Origin of the sequence: Streptomyces triticisoli (assembly GCF_003270085.1) — a bacterium.
In the GTDB taxonomy this organism is placed as follows: domain Bacteria; phylum Actinomycetota; class Actinomycetes; order Streptomycetales; family Streptomycetaceae; genus Streptomyces; species Streptomyces triticisoli.
Map to the genome: position 1 here is coordinate 1 of NZ_QFDQ01000277.1, position 17933 is coordinate 17933.

The following is a 17933-nucleotide window of genomic DNA, read 5'->3' on the forward strand; positions in this document are numbered from 1 at the left end:
CTCTATCGCGGCCCGCCGCGCGGCCTCCGGGTCCGCCGGACCGGAGCCCGCGCCGGTCGCGGGACCACCGGAACCGGCCCCGCCCGGCACACCCCGCGCGGAACCACCGGGCTCCCCCGCGGCCCCGCCGAAGCCACCCGTGACCCCGCCGAAGCCACCCGTGACCCCGCTGAACCCACCGGAGCCCGCCGACCGCCCGGCACCGCCGAACCCACCGTGGCCACCGACTCCGCCGGCACCGGACCCACCGAACCCACCGAACCCACCGGATCCGCCGGATCCGCCGGATCCGCCGCGGCCGCCCGCGCCGCCGGAACCACCCGGTGTGCCCGCGGCGCCGTCCGGCTCCCCCTCGGGCAGCGCGTCCCGGGCCGCGTCCTCGCCCTCCGCCTCCCGCGCCGGTACCGGGTCGTACCCGCACAGGGCCTCCTCCGCCGCGCCGGCCGCGAGGCCGGTCAGCATGACGCGGCCGTCGTCGCAGACGAGGACCGTGCGGGCGGTGATGTTGCGGTGCACCCAGCCGTGGGCGTGCAGGACCCGCAGCGCCATGAGGACGTCGGAGGCGACCTCGGCCGCCCGGTACGGCGTCAGCGGCTCCTCGGCGAGCAGTGCCGCGAGCGGCCGCGCGGCGACCAGTTCGCTGACGATCCACAGCGAACCGCCCTCCGCGAACACGTCGAAGACCTGGTCCAGCCGAGGGTGGTCGGGAATCCGCGCCGCGGCCTGCGCGGCCTCGACCGCCCTGCGCACCGCCGGATCGGCGGGCCGCCGCGTCGCCGTACGCGCGAAGCGGTCCCCGCCCGCCGTACGCCCGCTGTGCGCCGAGGGCCCCCGGAAGGCGCCGTCGCGTGCCGTGAAGCCGTCGGGCAGCCCGTCCGCGTCGAGCACCTCCGCCTCGACCACCTCCGGCAGCGGCACCTGCCGGACGAGGACTTCCTGCCCGCTGTAGGTGTCGAAGGCCCGGGTCTCGGTGAGTTCGTACTCGTCGGACGGAGGCAGCGGCAGGCGGTAGCGGTCGGCGAGAACCCGGCCCGCGTAGTCGTCCACGTTGCCTCCCCCGGCCGCACGCTCGGTCAATTCCGTTCGCCACGCGTCCCGTTCACGGTGCTTACGGTCCGCAACCACTCACGATACGTGCCGGAGGCAACCCGCAAAGAGGGGATGGCAGATCTCGCGCCTCGAACCCGGGATCACGACTTCTTCGGCCGGAAGGTCTCCGTCAGCGTCTCCCACGTGTTCTCGCGCAGGTCGCTGTCCCAGTTCGCGGCCTTCGCGGTGTACATCAGCGCGTGGCCGAGGCGGTCGTTCACCACGAACCCGCGGTCGATGACGCGGTACTTGGTCCCGGCGTCGACGTAGGTGAACTCCCAGTCGGCGGTGTTCCAGCCGCGGTACTCCACCTTCTCTATGCGGACCCTCTTGTACTGGGGGCGCACCATGCCCTTTTCCTGGTTGGTCCAGTCGGCGACCGGGTCGCCCTTCGGCGTGGACGTCCAGGCGACCAGCAGCCTCTGTCCGTCGGGGCCGGTGAAGCGGACCCCCGCGGAGCCGGTGGTCGCGTACTTCCAGCCCTCGGGCAGCCCGATGGAGAAGCCCTGCGCGCTCCTGTACGTCGATGCCACGGCGGCGCCGTCGTCCCCGTCCTCTCCGGAGCCGTCCTCTCCGGAACCGGAACCGGAACCGGAGTCGTCGTCCGACGTCTCGGTGTCGGCCTTCGTGGCCGGTTTGCCGCCCGAACCGCCGGCGCCCGTCGCGGAGTCGGCTCCGTCCCCGTCCGTGCCGGTGCCGCTGCTCGCGTCCTCCTTGGCCGAGGCACCCGCGGACGTCCCGGCGGTGGCGGCCGTGCGGTCGGCTCCGTTCCCTGCTCCCCCGGAGTCCTTGTCGTCCCCGTCGAGCGTGAGCGCCAGCACGGCGCCGATCACGGCGAGGACCACGACCACCGCGACGATCACCAGCGTCCGCCGCGGCACCACGTCGGTGAGCGACGCCCTGGGCGGCGCCGGCCGCGGCGGCAGGTCCAGGTCCGGCGGCGTCATCACGGGCCAACCCGAACCGGGCTGCCCGGCCTGCGCGCCACCGGCCGGCCCGGAAGCGGAGGCACTCTGCGCCCGGGGCTCCGCGGACGCCACGGCGGCGGCCCCGCTCCCCGGGCCCGAACCCGTGCCGTCGGCCGTCGACTTGGTGCGGGCCGCGGCCGTCGAGGTGGCCGCGCCGGCCTTGCGCACCGAGCGCAGCGCCCCGCGCAGCCGGTCGCCCGCCTCCTCACCCCGCCCGCCCCCGGAACCGGAAGGGGAAGCGGAACCGGAACCCGCCGGACCGCCCGCGCCCTTGCCTCCGCCGGGCTGCGTGGGCAGGGGGATGACCTTGGTGGCGTCCTCGGGCGGCTCCGGTTCGGCATCCTTCGGCCCGGGTGCGTCGATGACGGTCCTGAGCATGGCCCGGGCGCCGGTGTCGTCGAGCCGTTCGGCCGGGTCCTTGGTCAGCAGGCCGTGGATGACGTCCTTGAGCGGGCCGGCGTTCCTGGGCTCCTCCAGCGGCTCGGTCATCACCGCGGTCAGGGTGGCGATCGCCGAGCCCTTGTCGTACGGCGGCACGCCCTCCTAGGAGGGGGCGCCGACGAGCATGCCGGTGGAGGTGAGGGACGGGTCGCCCTCGACCTGGGCGATGCCGAAGTCGGTGAGCACGACCCGGCCGTCGTCGGCGATGAGCACGTTGGACGGCTTCACGTCGCGGTGCAGGATGCCCTGGCGGTGCGCGGAGCGCAGTACGTCGAGGACCGCGAGCCCGACCTCGGCCGCCCGCCGCGGCTCCAGCAGCCCGTCCTCGCGGATGACTTCGGCCAGGGACTTGCCCTCGACGAGTTCCATGACGATCCACGGCCGGTCGTCCTCGTCGACCACGTCGAAGACGGTCACCGCACTGGTGTCGCGGATCCGGGCGATCGCCTTGGCCTCGCGCAGCGTGCGCGTGATCAGGCGCCGTTTCTCGTCCTCGTCGATGTTCGACGGGAACCGCAGTTCCTTGACCGCGACCGTACGGCCCAGGGTCTCGTCCTCGGCGCGCCACACGGTGCCCATGCCGCCGCGGCCGAGTACGCCTCCCAGCCGGTACCGGCCGGCGAGAAGACGCTCGCTCTTGTCCTGCAGAGTGTCCTGACGAGTGTCCTGACGGGGTGTCCCCGCCCGCTCCGCCTCCGACATGCGTCCCCTCATGCAACCCCGCCCTGACAGAGCCTCCATTGTCTCTCACCCGACAAGTGCTCAACGCCCAGGGTGCCCCTGAGGACACCCCCGGACCGCGCCCGAACGGCCCCTCGTACGCGTTGGAATGACGGGCCGTGACAAGGAAGAAGCCATGGGTGCCGACCCTTCGGACCATTCCGTCCATAACCTGTGCCGCACCCCTCGCGCGGGGCGTCGGGCCCGGTCCGGAAGTCGCTGTGAAGGACTTCCGGAACAGGCCTCCGGACCGGCTTCCGGGCGGCCTACAACGGCACGATGTCCGGCGCCCCCAGCCGGGCCGCGTCGGCCGTCAGGTCGTCGGGCTGGCGCTGCGACTCCCGCTCGGCCTCCACCCGCTTCTCGTAGTGCTCGACCTCGCGTTCGGTCTGGTCCTTGTCCCAGCCCAGCACCGGCGCCATCAGCTCGGCGGCCTCCCGGGCGCTGCGCGTGCCCCGGTCGAAGGTCTCGATGGATATGCGCGTACGCCGGGTCAGTACGTCGTCCAGGTGCCGTGCGCCCTCGTGGGAGGCGGCGTAGACGACCTCGGCGCGCAGATAGTCGTCGGCGCCCTGCAGGGGTGCGCCCAGCGTGGGGTTCTCGGTGATGAGGGCCAGGACCTCCCGGGCCGCCGACCCGTACCGCCTGAGCAGGTGCTCCACGCGCACCACGTGGAGGCCGTGCTCGGCGGCGATGCGCGCCCGCGCGTTCCACAGGGCGGGGTAGCCCTCGGCGCCGAGCAGCGGTATGTCCTCGGTGACGCAGTCGGCGACCCGCATGTCCAGGCCGTGCACCGCCTCGTCGACGGCGTCCTTGGCCATCACCCGGTACGTCGTGTACTTGCCGCCCGCGACCACGACCAGGCCCGGCGCCGGATGGGCGACGGTGTGTTCGCGCGACAGCTTGCTGGTGGCGTCGGACTCGCCGGCCAGCAGCGGCCTGAGCCCCGCGTACACGCCCTGCACGTCGTCACGGCTGAGCGGCACCGCGAGGACCGAGTTGACGTGCTCCAGCAGGTAGTCGATGTCGGCGCTGGAGGCGGCCGGGTGGGCCTTGTCGAGGTCCCAGCCGGTGTCGGTGGTACCGACGATCCAGTGCCGGCCCCAGGGGATCACGAACAGGACGGACTTCTCGGTGCGCAGGATCAGCCCGGTGGTGGAGCTGATGCGGTCCTTGGGCACGACGAGGTGGATGCCCTTGGAGGCGCGGACGTGGAACTGGCCGCGCTCGCCCACCATCGCCTGGGTGTCGTCGGTCCACACCCCGGTGGCGTTGACGACCTGCTTGGCGCGGATCTCGTACTCGCCGCCGCCCTCCACGTCCTGCACCCGGGCGCCGACGACACGCTCGCCCTCGCGCAGGAACCCGGTCACCCGCGCGCGGTTGGCGGCCTTCGCACCGTACGACACCGCGGTGCGCACCAGGGTGGCCACGAAGCGGGCGTCGTCCATCTGGGCGTCGTAGTACTGCAGGGCTCCGACCAGGGCGTCCTTCTTCAAGCAGGGGGCGACGCGCAGGGCGTGGCGGCGGGTCAGGTGGCGGTGCAGGGGCAGGCCCCGGCCGTGGCTGCGGGCCATCGACATGGCGTCGTAGAGGGCGACGCCGGAGCCTGCGTACAGGCGCTCCCAGCCCCTGTGCTGCAGCGGGTAGAGGAACGGCACCGGCCGGACCAGGTGGGGTGCGAGGCGCTCCAGCAGCAGGCCGCGCTCCTTCAGCGCCTCGCGGACGAGCGCGAAGTCGAGCATCTCCAGATAGCGCAGTCCGCCGTGGATCAGCTTGCTGGAGCGGCTCGAGGTGCCCGACGCCCAGTCGCGCGCCTCCACGATGCCGGTGGACAGGCCGCGGGTGACGGCGTCCAGGGCCGTGCCCGCGCCGACCACGCCTCCGCCCACGACCAGGATGTCCAGCTCCCGCTCGGCCATTCCCGCCAGTGACTCGGCGCGCTGCGCCGGCCCCAGTGTCGCTGTCCTCACCGCTGCCTCCCGCTGTCGGTCGCGCCGGCCGCACCCGTCGGGCGAAGCCCGTTCCCGTCCCCCTGCTTCTCCCTTGTCCCCTCACCTCCTGCCCATGCCCAAATTCTGACGGGGTTGCCCACCTTCAGCCACCAGTCGCCTCCAGCCTGTGGACAACTCTGCCCGGTTCACCGAGAAACACGCTGGTCAATCCCACAAAACGGTCATATTTACTCCTAGTCTGACATTGCGCTCGCTCGTCCTGTCCACAGGACTTGCGTCCCTGCCACGCCTCGGTTACTGGGAAGGACGCCCACGCCATGCCCGCAGATCTCGCCGTCATCGGACTCGGTCCTCTCGGCCTGCCCCTGGCCCAGGCCGCCGTCGCCGCCGGCATCCCGACCCTGGGGTACCGCACCGGGGAGGAGTCCGGGGCCCTCAGCCCCGCGGAACTGCGCCGGATGCTCTCGGGGGGCTTCCGGCCGACCGCCAACCCGGCCGAGCTCGGCCGGGTGCGCACCGCGGTGATCTGCGCGGCGACCCCGCGCGGCGCGGACGGCGGCCTCGACCTGAGCCAGGTGGAGGCCGCCGCCCGTGCGCTCGCCGGGCACCTGCGCCCGCACACCACCGTGATCCTGGAGTCGCCCGTGTACCCCGGGACCACGGAGGACTTCCTGCGCCCCCTGCTGGAGGAGGGCTCCGGCCTCCGCGCGGGCCGCGACTTCCACCTCGCCCACTCGCCCAGCCGCGTCGACCCCGGCAACCGCGACTTCACCCCCGCCAACACGCCCAAGGTGATCGGCGGTCTGACCCCGGCCTGCACCGAGTCGGCCGCCGCGTTCTACGGCCGCCTCACCGACAAGGTGGTACGCGCGCGTGGCCTCAGGGAGGCCGAGACGGTCCAGCTCCTGGAGGCCAACTACCGGCACGTCAACATCGCCCTCGTCAACGAGATGGCCGTCCTCTGCCACGACCTCGGCGTCGACCTGTGGGACGTGGTCCGCTGCGCGGAGACCAAGCCGTTCGGCTTCCAGGCCTTCCGCCCCGGTCCCGGCGTCGGCGGCCACGGCCTCCCCCAGGACCTGACCGGGCAGGCGGGCCGCGGTCTGCGCATGGTGGAACTCGCCCAGCAGGTCAACAGCCGCATGCCGCGCTACGTCGTCCAGCGCGCCGCCACCCTCCTGAACGAGCACGGCAAGTCGGCCCGGGGCGCCCGGGTCCTGCTGCTGGGCGTCACCTACAAGCCCGACCTGGCCGACCTGCAGGGCACGCCCGCCGAGGAGATCGCCGTCCGGCTGATGAGGCTCGGCGCCTCGGTCAGCTACCACGACCCGCACGTGCCCGCGTGGAGCGTCCTGGACCGGCCCGTGCCCCGCGCCGACTCCCTGTACGAGGCGGTGGCCGACGCCGACCTGACGATCCTGCTCCAGCACCACCGCACGTACGACCTGCAGGGGTTGTCGGTCAAGGCCCAGCTGCTGCTGGACACCCGGGGGGCGGCACCCACGGGGGCGGCGCATCGGTTGTGAAGGGGGCGCGTGCGGATGCTTCAGCCTCTGGGGCTGGTGGCGTACGGTGCCCTCCGCCGGTACCGTACGGAACGGGTGGAGTCCATCGCAGAGGCTACTGCGGCAGGCTCCTGAGAAGTGAACGGAGTGTCCGCCCCTAGTTCACGTAGGGACGGCCGCTCACCAATAGGTGGAGCCCACCGCAGCGGCCACTGCAGCGGGCTCCTGACCGCCAAGCGGAGTGTCCACCCCTAGGTTTCGTAGGGGTGGCCGCTCAGCGGCCGAAGATCCGCAAGATCCACCTCCTCCGGAACTTCACCAGCCGAAGCCGGTGCTGCTCCAGCCGGAGCCGGATGCGATCCCAGAGGGTGGGCTTGCGGTGACGGCCCATGGGCTCGCCCCCTTCCACGATGCCGCCCATAGGCCCGGTAAGGCGGTCCGTCGGATTCGGGCCGGGCCCCGAGGCGCGAGGTCCGGACCGTGTCCTTGGAAGGGGGCGTCCCAGAGAACCGGGTCGCCAGGCACGGACATTACCGGCTCGACACGCCCGTCCCCGGCGTATTCGCCCCGAAAGCAACCGTGCGCCCCCCTCCCGCACAACGCGCCCCCACCTGCGCATACGCGAAGGGGCCCGGTCACCCGCCTGAGCGAGTGACCGGGCCCCTTTCCGTGAACCGTGAGCGCCGTACGGCTACCGCCTGTGCTGCGAGTCCGCCACCGTCACCTCGACCCGCTGGAACTCCTTGAGCTCGCTGTAGCCGGTCGTGGCCATCGCCCGCCGCAGCGCGCCGAAGAAGTTCATGGAGCCGTCGGGAGTGTGCGAGGGACCCGTGAGGACCTCCTCGATCGTGCCGACCGTGCCCAGGTCGACCTTCTGGCCGCGCGGCAGCTCCTCGTTGACGGCCTCCATGCCCCAGTGGTGGCCCCTGCCGGGCGCGTCCGTGGCGCGGGCCAGCGGGGAGCCCATCATCACCGAGTCCGCGCCGCAGGCGATCGCCTTGGGCAGGTCGCCGGACCAGCCGACGCCGCCGTCCGCGATCACGTGCACGTACCGGCCGCCGGACTCGTCCATGTAGTCGCGGCGGGCCGCGGCCACGTCGGCCACCGCCGTGGCCATCGGGACCTGGATGCCCAGCACGTTGCGCGTGGTGTGCGCGGCGCCGCCGCCGAAGCCGACCAGGACTCCGGCCGCGCCGGAGCGCATCAGGTGCAGGGCCGCGGTGTAGGTGGCGCAGCCGCCGACGATCACCGGGACGTCGAGCTCGTAGATGAACTGCTTCAGGTTCAGCGGCTCGTGCGAGGACGACACGTGCTCGGCCGAGACCGTCGTACCGCGGATGACGAAGATGTCCACGCCCGCGTCGACGACGACCTTGGAGAACTGGGCCGTGCGCTGCGGGGAGAGCGCGGCGGCGGTGACCACGCCGGAGTCGCGCACCTCCTTGAGGCGCAGGCCGATCAGCTCCTCCTTGATGGGGGCGGCGTAGATCTCCTGCAGCCGGCGGGTGGCGGACTCGGCGGGCAGCCCGGCGATCTCGTCGAGCAGCGGCTGCGGGTCCTCGTAGCGCGTCCACAGGCCCTCGAGGTTGAGCACGCCCAGGCCGCCCAGCTCGCCGATGCGGATGGCGGTGGCCGGGGAGACGACCGAGTCCATGGGCGCGGCCAGGAAGGGCAGCTCGAAGCGGTAGGCGTCGATCTGCCAGGCGATCGAGACCTCCTTCGGGTCCCGCGTACGGCGGCTGGGGACGACGGCGATGTCGTCGAAGGCGTACGCCCTGCGGCCGCGCTTGCCGCGCCCGATCTCGATCTCAGTCACGTTGGTGGCCTTTCCCTGATGCGTTGCAGCGTCTTCCAGTATCGCCGACACCCATGACAAGGGCGGCCCCGGAGCAACCGGAGCCGCCCTCGATCATGCGTCGGACGTGCTGCGCGCGTGCGCGTGCGTCAGTTCTTGCTGCTGTAGTTCGGTGCCTCGACCGTCATCTGGATGTCGTGCGGGTGGGACTCCTTCAGCCCCGCCGAGGTGATCCGTACGAACCTGCCGTTCGCCTGCAGCTCGGGGACGGTCTTGCCGCCGACGTAGAACATCGACTGGCGCAGACCGCCGACCAGCTGGTGGACGACCGAGGCCAGCGGGCCGCGGTAGGGGACCTGCCCCTCGATCCCCTCGGGAACCAGCTGCTCGTCGGAGGCGACGCCCTCCTGGAAGTAGCGGTCCTTGGAGAACGACCTGCGGTCGCCGCGGGACTGCATGGCGCCGAGCGAGCCCATGCCTCGGTAGGACTTGAACTGCTTGCCGTTGATGAACAGCAGCTCGCCCGGGGACTCCTCGCAGCCGGCCAGCAGCGAGCCCAGCATCACCGTGTCGGCGCCGGCGACCAGGGCCTTGGCGATGTCGCCGGAGTACTGCAGGCCGCCGTCGCCGATGACCGGGACGCCGGCCTCCTTGGCGGCCAGCGAGGCCTCGTAGATGGCGGTGACCTGCGGCGCGCCGATGCCGGCGACCACGCGGGTGGTGCAGATGGAGCCGGGGCCGACACCGACCTTGATGCCGTCGGCCCCCGCGTCGACCAGGGCCTGGGCGCCGTCGCGGGTGGCGACGTTGCCGCCGATGACGTCGACGCCGGACGAGTTCGACTTGATCTTGGAGATCATGTCGCCGACCAGCCGGGAGTGGCCGTGCGCGATGTCGACGACGATGAAGTCGACGCCCGCCTCGATCAGGGCCTGGGCGCGCTCGAAGGCGTCCCCGGCCACACCGACCGCCGCGCCGACCAGCAGCCGCCCCTTGGCGTCCTTGGCGGCGTTGGGGTACTGCTCGGCCTTGACGAAGTCCTTGACCGTGATCAGGCCCTTGAGGATGCCCGCGTCGTCGACCAGCGGCAGCTTCTCGATCTTGTGGCGGCGCAGCAGCTGCATGGCGTCCGCGCGGGAGATGCCCACCTTGCCGGTGACCAGCGGCATCGGTGTCATGATCTCGCTGACCCGGCGCGAGCGGTCGGGCTCGAAGGCCATGTCGCGGTTGGTGACGATGCCCAGCAGCTTGCCGGAGGGGTCCGTGACGGGGGTGCCGCTGATGCGGAACCTGGCGCACAGCTCGTCGGCGTCGGCGAGCGTGGCCTCCGGGTGGATGGTGATGGGGTTGGCCACCATGCCGGACTCGGAGCGCTTGACCAGGTCGACCTGGTTGGCCTGGTCCTCGATGGACAGGTTGCGGTGCAGCACGCCGACGCCGCCCTGGCGGGCCATGGCGATCGCCATGCGCGACTCGGTCACCTTGTCCATGGCGGCGGACAGCAGCGGGACGTTGACCCGCACGCTCTTGGAGACGTACGAGGCGGTGTCGATCTCGTCGGGCGCCATGTCCGACGGGCCCGGCAGCAGCAGGACGTCGTCGTAGGTCAGCCCGAGTGTCGCGAATTTCTCGGGCACTCCGTCGACGTTGGCAGTCATGACACCTTCCCCAAATGGCCTTGATCGGTGCGGATGTCCATGCTAACGGGAAGCGGGGCTGTCTCATTCCACGGTCATGAACGGCCCCAGGTCTTGTGTGTTCGTACGGAACCGCCGCCCCGCCGGTTCAACCGCCGGGGCGACTACTGCTCGGCGAGGGCGCGCAGACGGCTCAGCGCACGGTGCTGCGCCACCCTGACCGCCCCCGGTGACATTCCCAACATCTGCCCCGTCTCCTCCGCGGTCAGCCCCACCGCGATGCGCAGGAGCAGCAGTTCGCGCTGGTTCTCCGGGAGGCTGGCCAGCAGCTTCTTGGCCCACTCCGCGTCGCTGCTGAGCAGGGCGCGCTCCTCCGGGCCCAGGGAGTCGTCCGCGCGCTCGGGCATCTCGTCCGAGGGCACGGCCGTCGAGCCCGGGTGCCGCATGGCGGCGCGCTGCAGATCGGCGACCTTGTGGGCGGCGATGGCGAAGACGAACGCCTCGAAGGGACGACCGGTGTCCTTGTAGCGCGGCAGGGCGAGCAGGACGGCGACGCAGACCTCCTGGGCGAGGTCCTCCACGAAGTGGCGCGCGTCGCCCGGGAGTCGGGACAGCCGGGTGCGGCAGTAACGCAGCGCGAGCGGGTGGACCCGGGCGAGCAGATCGTGGGTGGCCTGCTCGTCACCGCGGACGGCGCGGTGGACGAGCGCACCGATCGCCCCTTGGGCAAGTGCCGCCTGGTCGTCGCGCATCGGTCCATGGTGCCTTGGCCTCGTCCGTTCCGTGGCACCGCCTTCGTGGTTGTGCACTGAAGCGTTATGAGCAGGTGCGCCGAAGCTCATCCCCTGCGCCCTCCCCTTCCGCTCGACCAACTCGTCCGCGAGGAACTCCACACCTCAAGCATGCGTCATCCCCGCCGAAACAAGCAGCGGGCACCCGGCGAGCCGCCTTGCCACCGGCGGCGGCGATGAGGTACGGGACCGTCGCCCACCCGCGCCGACGGGCGTCACCGGTCGCCACCGGTGCCGCGGCGACCGGCACCCGGGTGGTCCCGGCGGTACGCCGACCGCCGCCGACTGCCCTGCCCGTCCCGGCACCCTGTCGCGTCGGTCTCCCCCTGTCGCACAGCGTACGGTGTCCTGGAGCGCTCGTCCCAGGCGCACAGCGTCCGACACCCGCCCCGGCGCCAAGCCACGCCACGCCACGCCACGCCACGCCGGTCGATGTCCCGTTCGTCGATGTCGCACAGCGTGCGGCACCTCGCACGCCCACTCCGCGCCGGCCCTCGCCCCGGCGGACCCCGTCGCACAGCGTCCCCGTCCACTGCCCGCCCAGGTGGCCGATGTCGTACACGCGCGCGTTCGGCGGTCGGTGGTGTCGTACGGCGGCCCAGGGCTGCCGTCCTCGTTCCGGTGAGGCCGCCGGCGTCGGCCGACGTCGTACGCGGGGTGTGGCCACGCGTCTCCGGCCGGCGGTGTCCCGCACCGCACCGCAGCGCGAGGCGTACCGTCGCACGACCGAACGCTCCCCCACGCCGATCCCGCGCGCGTGGGGGTGCCGTCGCGTCTCCACCGGTCCGGGGCGGGACCTAGCGGACCAGGCCCCACCGGAAGCCGAGGGCCACCGCGTGTGCGCGGTCCGAGGCGCCGAGCTTCTTGAACAGGCGGCGGGCGTGGGTCTTGACCGTGTCCTCGGAGAGGAACAGCTCGCGGCCGATCTCCGCGTTCGAGCGGCCGTGGCTCATGCCCTCCAGGACCTGGATCTCACGCGCGGTGAGCGTGGGCGCGGCGCCCATCTCGGCCGAGCGCAGCCGGCGCGGGGCGAGCCGCCAGGTGGGGTCGGCGAGGGCCTGCGTCACCGTGGCCCGCAGCTCCGCGCGGGAGGCGTCCTTGTGCAGGTAGCCACGCGCGCCGGCGGCCACGGCGAGCGCCACGCCGTCGAGATCCTCGGCGACGGTGAGCATGATGATGCGCGCGCCGGGGTCCGCGGACAGCAGGCGCCGGACCGTCTCGACGCCGCCCAGTCCGGGCATGCGCACGTCCATGAGAATGAGGTCGGAGCGGTCGGCACCCCAGCGGCGGAGGACTTCCTCGCCGTTGGCCGCCGTCGTCACGCGCTCGACGCCGGGCACGGTCGCCACCGCGCGGCGCAGCGCCTCTCGGGCAAGCGGGGAGTCGTCGCAGACGAGAACGGAAGTCATGGCCGTCCTCCGCAGCTGATGCGCGTCACCTTGAGCCTCCAGGCTGGTACGAAATCGTCACCTGTGCGGTCGACCGTCTCGGACGCCCGCCCGAGCGCTTGTGTTTTCAACCGCCTCCGCACTCTCAACGACGGTCACTCGAAAGGGTTACGGGGCCGTACGCCGTCTTCGGCACTCTACGTGAGGGAACGGACACAGTGCAGACATGAACGTCGGACCCTCAACTTTTCATCACAAGCTATGCCCCATTTAGCCCCTTTTCTTCCCGTTTACAGGTGTCTAGGGCTAGATTCGCAATGAGTCATATTTTCATCTCCTTAGATCGGAGATGTACGGTCGTTGGCACCGTATCCGCCACGAACGGCTACAAGGGGTCACGCAATGGCAGATTTCTCCCGCCTTCCCGGACCGAACGCGGATCTGTGGGACTGGCAGCTGCTGGCTGCCTGCCGTGGAGTGGACAGCTCGCTCTTCTTCCATCCAGAGGGCGAGCGCGGGGCGGCTCGGAGCGCTCGAGAGAACTCGGCCAAGGAGGTCTGCATGAGGTGCCCCGTCCGTGCGGAGTGCGCGGCGCACGCCTTGGCGGTGCGCGAGCCGTACGGAGTGTGGGGCGGCCTGACCGAGGACGAGCGCGAAGAGCTCATGGGACGGGCGCGGCACCGGCTGGTGTCGGCGTCGTCGACCAGCGGGGACACCGCCTCCGACAACTGAAGGAACGTTTCTTCACATCCGGATGTCCAGCCACATCCAGCACAGCAGGGCACGCGTACGCGTGCCCTCGCGTTACCCCTGTTCCCTTTTTCCCCGTCTCACCGGGCCCCGACCCGCACCAACTCCTCCAGCGTCGCCGCCACCGCCGGGACCTGCGCCAGGTCGGGCAGGGTGAGGGCGACGATCTCCCGCCGCACCGCCGGTTCCAGCTCCACCGTCCGCACCCCTCTGGGACGTACGGACTCGATCGCGAGCTGGGGCAGGACCGCGACCCCGAGTCCCGCCCCCACCAGTCCGGCCACCGCAGGGTAGTCGTCGGTCGCGAAGTCGATGCGGGGTGTGAAGCCGGCGCCCTCGCACACCTGGACCAGCCGGCCGCGGCAGCGCGGGCAGCCCGCGATCCACGGCTCGTCCGCGAGCTCCCCGATGGCGACGGACCCCGCGCGGGCCAGCCGGTGCCCTTCGGGCACCAGCCCCACGAGCCGGTCGGTCAGCAGCGGCCGTACGACCAGGTCCTCCCACTCCTCGACGCCCGCCGCGCCCTCGTAACGGAAGGCGAGCGCTATGTCGCAGTCGCCCTCGCGCAGCAGTTCGACGGACTGCGGCGGCTCGGCCTCCTCCAGGGACACGCGCGTGCCGGGGTGCGCGGCGCGCAGCGCGGCGAGCGCGGACGGTACGAGGGTGGAGCTGCCGCTGGGGAAGGAGACGAGCCGTACGCGCCCGGCCCGCAGCCCGGCGATCGCGGCGACCTCCTCCTCGGCCGCGGTGAGCCCGGCGAGGATGGTGCCCGCGTGCCGTACGAGCGCCTCGCCGGCCTGGGTCAGGCGCATCTCGCGGCCGGCGCGGACCAGCAGCGGGGTGCCGACGGACGCCTCCAGGGCCTTCATCTGCTGGCTGACGGCGGGCTGGGTGCAGCCCAGTTCACGCCCCGCCGCCGAGAAGGAGCCGGTGGTGGCCACGGCGCGCAGCACACGGAGATGACGAGCCTCGATCACACCGTCGAGCATAAGCGAACCTTTGACGGCCCGCGGAATAACGCGTCGACACTTTCACCGCCCGCCCCCTACCGTGCCCCCATGAAGCTTCTGTCAGCGAACCTGGGCCGTCCGCGGGCCGTGCCGTACACCGACCAGCCCGAGGGCGTGACCGGCATCGACAAACGGCCGGTGGACGGTCCGGTGCGGGTGGCGGCGCCCGGGCCGAAGGGTGTCGGCGCCAGCGGCCTGGCCGGGGACGCGGTGTGCGACACGCGGCACCATGGCGGCGACGACCAGGCGGTGTACGCGATGGCGCGCGAGGACCTCGACGACTGGGAGCGCGAGCTGGGCCGGACCCTGGCCAACGGCGCGTTCGGCGAGAACCTCACCACGCTCGGCCTGGACGTGTCCGGCGCGCGGATCGGCGAACGCTGGCGCATAGGCTCGCAGCTCGGCCCGTCGGTGCTCCTGGAGGTCACGTCCGGGCGGATTCCCTGTCGCACCTTCCAGGGCCATCTGGGTGAGAAGGGCTGGGTGAGGCGGTTCACGCGCAAGGGTGCGCCGGGCGCGTATCTGCGGGTGCTGGAACCGGGCGAGATCCGGGCGGGCGACCCCGTCGAGATCGTGCACCGCCCGGACCACGACGTGACCGTGGCCCTGCAGTTCCGGGCCATGACGACCGAGCGCTCGCTGCTGCCCCGGCTGCTCGCGGCGGGTACGGCGCTGCACCCGGAGTCGCTGGCGGCGGCACGGAAGTACGCGCGCGTGCAAGCGGACTGACCGTGCGTCACGCTCTCCGACCGTCACGGCCTCCGCCCGTCACCTGTCCCTCGCTTGTCCCTCACCTGCCCCTCACCTGTCCGTCATCTGCCGGAAGGACCTGTGCGGAGATCGGAGCCGGACGCTCCGGACGACTAATCTTTCGGCATGACAACGGCTCTGATTACGGGATCGACCGCGGGCATCGGCGCCGCGTTCGCGCGGCGGCTGGCGGCCGACGGACACAACCTCGTCCTGGTGGCGCGCGACACCAGGCGTCTGACGGAACAGGCGACCGAGTTGCACGACCGGCACGGCATCGAGGCGGAGGTGCTGACGGCCGACCTGGCGACGGACGACGGCATCGACGCGGTCGCCGCCCGGCTGCGCAACCGCACCAACCCCGTGGACCTGCTGATCAACAACGCGGGCTTCGGCAACAAGGGCCGCTACCTCGACGTGCCGATGAGCGACGAGCTCATGATGATCAAGGTGCACATCGAGGCGGTGCTGCGGCTGACCTCGGCGGCGACGGAGGCGATGCGCGAGCGCGGCCGGGGCGGGGTGGTGAACGTGTCCTCGGTGGCGGCCTTCGTGCCGCGCGGCACCTACGGGGCGTCGAAGGCGTGGGTCGTGCAGTTCACCCAGGGCGTGGCACGCGACCTGGCCGGCAGCGGCGTACGGCTGATGGCCCTGTGCCCCGGTTTCGTCCGCACCGAGTTCCACCAGCGGGCCGGCATGGGCACGGACAACATCCCGAACTGGATGTGGCTGGACGCGGACAAGCTGGTCGCGGCGGCGCTGGCGGACCTGGCCCGCGGCAGGACCCTGTCCATCCCGGACCCCCGCTACAAGGCGCTGATGGGCCTGGCGAAGCTGGCGCCCCGCGGCCTGCTGGGCGGCGTCACGTCGAAGACGGGCCGCAAGTACGGCCCGCAGTGACCGTACGACCGGGCCGGCGGTACGGAGGTGACGAAGGCGCCCCGGTGGGAAAATGACCGTGACGGACCACCCCGACGGAGAACCGGACCGGGCAGGCCGGGGGACCGGAGGCGCGGCATGACCTTCGTACAGCTCATCGAGTGCAGGACGAGCCGGTTCGACGAGATGAACCGGCTGCTGGACACCTGGGTCGAGCAGACCAGGGGCAGGCGGACCGCGGCGCACGCGGTCGTCGGCAAGGATCGTTCGGACGAAGCGCACATCGTCGAACTGGTCGAATTTCCGTCCTACGAGGAGGCGATGCGGAACTCGAACCTGCCGGAGACCGACAAGATCTTCCAGGGCATGGTCGCCCTCTGCGACGAGATGCCCACCTTCACCGACCTGGACGTCGTACGCGACGAGCAGTTCTACGACACCGCCGTACGCCGCTTCCACGACGCCCTGACGGCACCCGGCGAACTGTCCCCGCTCAACGACCTGATCGACGAGGACTGCCACAGCCACGACCCGGTCAACCCCCAGGTCACCATCGGCCTGGACGCCATCCGCCGTGACTTCCGCATGTGGCGCGACGCCTTCGACGCCACGTTCACGATCGAGGACCTGATCCCCCGGAGCGACCGGGCCTGCACCCGCTGGACCTGGACGGCCACGCACCAGGGCGAGTTCCTCGGCATCGCCCCCACCGGCAGGCAGGTCACGATGACCGGCATGACCCTGTTCCACTTCGGCGACCACGGCAAGATCACCGAAATCTGGTGGCAGCACGACCAACTGGGTCTGCTGCAACAGCTGGGAGCGCTGGAGGAGCTGGAGCAGTAGACGGGCGCCGGGATCACCGGGTGGGGCGGAAGCGAACGGCCGCGCCCGGGGGGATCTGCCCGGCCAGGGGCAGGTCGGCGGCGTCGACCACCGCGATGACCGGGTAGCCGCCGGTCACGGGGTGGTCGCTGAGGAACAGCACCGGCCTGCCGTTCGGCGGAACTTGAAGCGCGCCCGTCACCATGCCCTCGGCCGGGAGTTCCCCGCCGCGGACCCGCGTCAGGGCCGGGCCGTCGAGCCGGATGCCGATCCGGTTGCTGCGACTGGTCGCCTCCCAACGGGCGCCGAGCAGCGTCGTGTACGAGGCGTCGTCGAACCAGTCGTCGCGCGGCCCGCGCACCACGCGCAGCGTGAACTCGCGCGGCGGTGCCGTGCGCGGCGCCAGGTCCACGGCCGGGAAGGGGAGCACGGGGCGGCAGACCGGCAGACGGTCACCGGTGCGCAGGGGCTGCGGACCGATGCCGGAGAGCAGGTCCGTGGAGCGCGAGCCCAGGACCAGTGGTGTGTCGAGCCCGCCGCGCACGGCGAGGTACGTGCGCAGTCCCGAGTCCGGCACACCCAGGTGCAGCGTCTGTCCGTCGTGCAGCGGGAACGGCGCGTCGACCGGGACGGACCGGCCGTCCACGGTGGCCGGACACGGCGCCCCTGTCAGGGCGGCGTACATGACCGACGGCGCCCCCGACGGCGCACGGCAGTGCACACGCACCCGCAGGCCGCCGAAGGTGGCCTCGATGCCGGCCGCGTTCTCAGGATTGCCCACGAGCCGGTTGGCGAGGGCCAGCGAGTCCCGGTCGGCGGCGCCGGAGCCCGGGACCCCGAGATGGGCCCATCCGGGGCGGCCCAGGTCCTGGACCGTGGCGAGCGGGCCGGGCGCCAGGACCTCCAGGCGGGCACTCGTCGCGGGGGCACTCGTCGCCGGGGCCGTCGCTTCTGACGTCGTCACCGTATCTCCTCGGGAACGAAGCGGACGTGGCTGCCGGGGACCAGCAGCGCCGGTGGATCGCGCCGCTCGTCCCACAGCACGACGTCCGTGGTGCCGAGCAGCTGCCAGCCGCCCGGCGAGGGGCGCGGGTAGACCCCCGTGAAACCGCCGGCGACGGCGACTGAGCCCGCCGGTACCGCGGTGCGCGGCTCGGAGCGGCGCGGCAGCCGCAGCAGCGGATCGGTGCCCGTGAGGTAGCCGAAGCCCGGGGCGAAGCCCGCGAAGGCCACCGTGTAGAGCGGTGCGGTGTGCCGGGCGATGACCTCGCCCACGCCCAGCCCCGTCAGCTCGGCCACCTCGGACAGGTCCGCGCCGTCGTAGCGGACCGGGAGCGTGACGATCTCCTCACTGACCGGCCGGGCGCCGGGCGCGGACCGCCCCGCCGGGCCGACGGCTGCCGCGCGCTCCGCCACGGCCGCGGCCACGG

Annotated in this window: 14 protein-coding genes and 1 pseudogene; 5 read left to right on the top strand and 10 right to left on the bottom strand. The window is 72.2% G+C overall.

All coding sequences use genetic code 11. The features are described 5' to 3' along the window. The 3 genes and pseudogenes from DEP02_RS31245 to DEP02_RS31255 form a co-directional block, all read right to left on the bottom strand. A partial coding sequence (locus DEP02_RS31245; protein WP_438947814.1) for a protein kinase occupies positions 1-1047 on the bottom strand: 1047 nt, incomplete at its 3' end. 143 nt (positions 1048-1190) lie between these two features. Beyond that, positions 1191-3200: pseudogene (locus DEP02_RS31250) on the bottom strand (protein kinase domain-containing protein). Positions 3201-3484: 284 nt separating this feature from the next. Further along, a complete protein-coding gene (locus DEP02_RS31255) occupies positions 3485-5191 on the bottom strand; it encodes a glycerol-3-phosphate dehydrogenase/oxidase (RefSeq protein ID WP_112471037.1) in 1707 nt (568 codons plus the stop codon). Positions 5192-5490: 299 nt separating this feature from the next. Here DEP02_RS31255 and DEP02_RS31260 point away from each other — a divergent pair, with 299 nt between their 5' ends. Then, on the top strand, positions 5491-6699 hold the full coding sequence (locus DEP02_RS31260; protein WP_112471038.1) for a nucleotide sugar dehydrogenase: 1209 nt from the start codon (positions 5491-5493) through the stop codon (positions 6697-6699). Positions 6700-7369: 670 nt separating this feature from the next. Here DEP02_RS31260 and DEP02_RS31265 read toward each other — a convergent pair. The 4 genes from DEP02_RS31265 to DEP02_RS31280 form a co-directional block, all read right to left on the bottom strand. Next, the gene (locus DEP02_RS31265; protein WP_112471039.1) at positions 7370-8494 is read right to left on the bottom strand and encodes a GuaB3 family IMP dehydrogenase-related protein; all 1125 of its coding nucleotides are present in this window, start codon (positions 8492-8494) and stop codon (positions 7370-7372) included. Positions 8495-8622: 128 nt separating this feature from the next. Further along, complete coding sequence (gene guaB / locus DEP02_RS31270; RefSeq protein ID WP_112471040.1) at positions 8623-10131, bottom strand: IMP dehydrogenase; 1509 nt, start codon at positions 10129-10131, stop codon at positions 8623-8625. A gap of 143 nt (positions 10132-10274) precedes the next feature. After that, a complete protein-coding gene (locus DEP02_RS31275) occupies positions 10275-10862 on the bottom strand; it encodes a sigma-70 family RNA polymerase sigma factor (RefSeq protein ID WP_112471041.1) in 588 nt (195 codons plus the stop codon). Between the two features lie 836 nt (positions 10863-11698). Further along, positions 11699-12310, bottom strand: coding sequence for a response regulator transcription factor (locus DEP02_RS31280; RefSeq protein ID WP_003948568.1), 612 nt, complete (start codon positions 12308-12310; stop codon positions 11699-11701). A gap of 381 nt (positions 12311-12691) precedes the next feature. On the opposite strand from DEP02_RS31280, the gene DEP02_RS31285 reads away from it, so the two are divergent. Further along, positions 12692-13021: a WhiB family transcriptional regulator gene (locus DEP02_RS31285; RefSeq protein WP_112471042.1), complete on the top strand. Its 330-nt coding sequence runs from the start codon at positions 12692-12694 to the stop codon at positions 13019-13021. A 98-nt stretch (positions 13022-13119) separates the two neighbouring features. On the opposite strand, the gene DEP02_RS31290 is transcribed toward DEP02_RS31285, so the two are convergent. After that, positions 13120-14016, bottom strand: a complete 897-nt coding sequence (locus DEP02_RS31290; protein ID WP_112471048.1) for a LysR family transcriptional regulator — start codon at positions 14014-14016, stop codon at positions 13120-13122. An 81-nt stretch (positions 14017-14097) separates the two neighbouring features. Between DEP02_RS31290 and DEP02_RS31295 the strand changes: the two genes are divergently transcribed. From DEP02_RS31295 to DEP02_RS31305, 3 genes are all read left to right on the top strand, one after another. Then, complete coding sequence (locus DEP02_RS31295; protein WP_112471043.1) at positions 14098-14778, top strand: MOSC domain-containing protein; 681 nt, start codon at positions 14098-14100, stop codon at positions 14776-14778. 147 nt (positions 14779-14925) lie between these two features. Then, positions 14926-15699 (top strand): SDR family NAD(P)-dependent oxidoreductase, encoded by a 774-nt coding sequence (locus DEP02_RS31300; protein WP_112471044.1) that lies wholly within the window; start codon positions 14926-14928, stop codon positions 15697-15699. Positions 15700-15816: 117 nt separating this feature from the next. Next, a complete protein-coding gene (locus DEP02_RS31305) occupies positions 15817-16524 on the top strand; it encodes an ester cyclase (protein ID WP_112471045.1) in 708 nt (235 codons plus the stop codon). A 13-nt stretch (positions 16525-16537) separates the two neighbouring features. Here DEP02_RS31305 and DEP02_RS31310 read toward each other — a convergent pair whose 3' ends face one another. Both DEP02_RS31310 and DEP02_RS31315 read right to left on the bottom strand, forming a co-directional pair. Further along, the gene (locus tag DEP02_RS31310) at positions 16538-17467 is read right to left on the bottom strand and encodes a 5-oxoprolinase subunit C family protein (RefSeq protein ID WP_112471046.1); all 930 of its coding nucleotides are present in this window, start codon (positions 17465-17467) and stop codon (positions 16538-16540) included. Further along, positions 17464-17933, bottom strand: a 470-nt coding sequence (locus tag DEP02_RS31315) for a 5-oxoprolinase subunit B family protein (RefSeq protein WP_112471047.1), incomplete at its 5' end; no start/stop codon positions are given. The genes DEP02_RS31310 and DEP02_RS31315, both read right to left, overlap by 4 nt.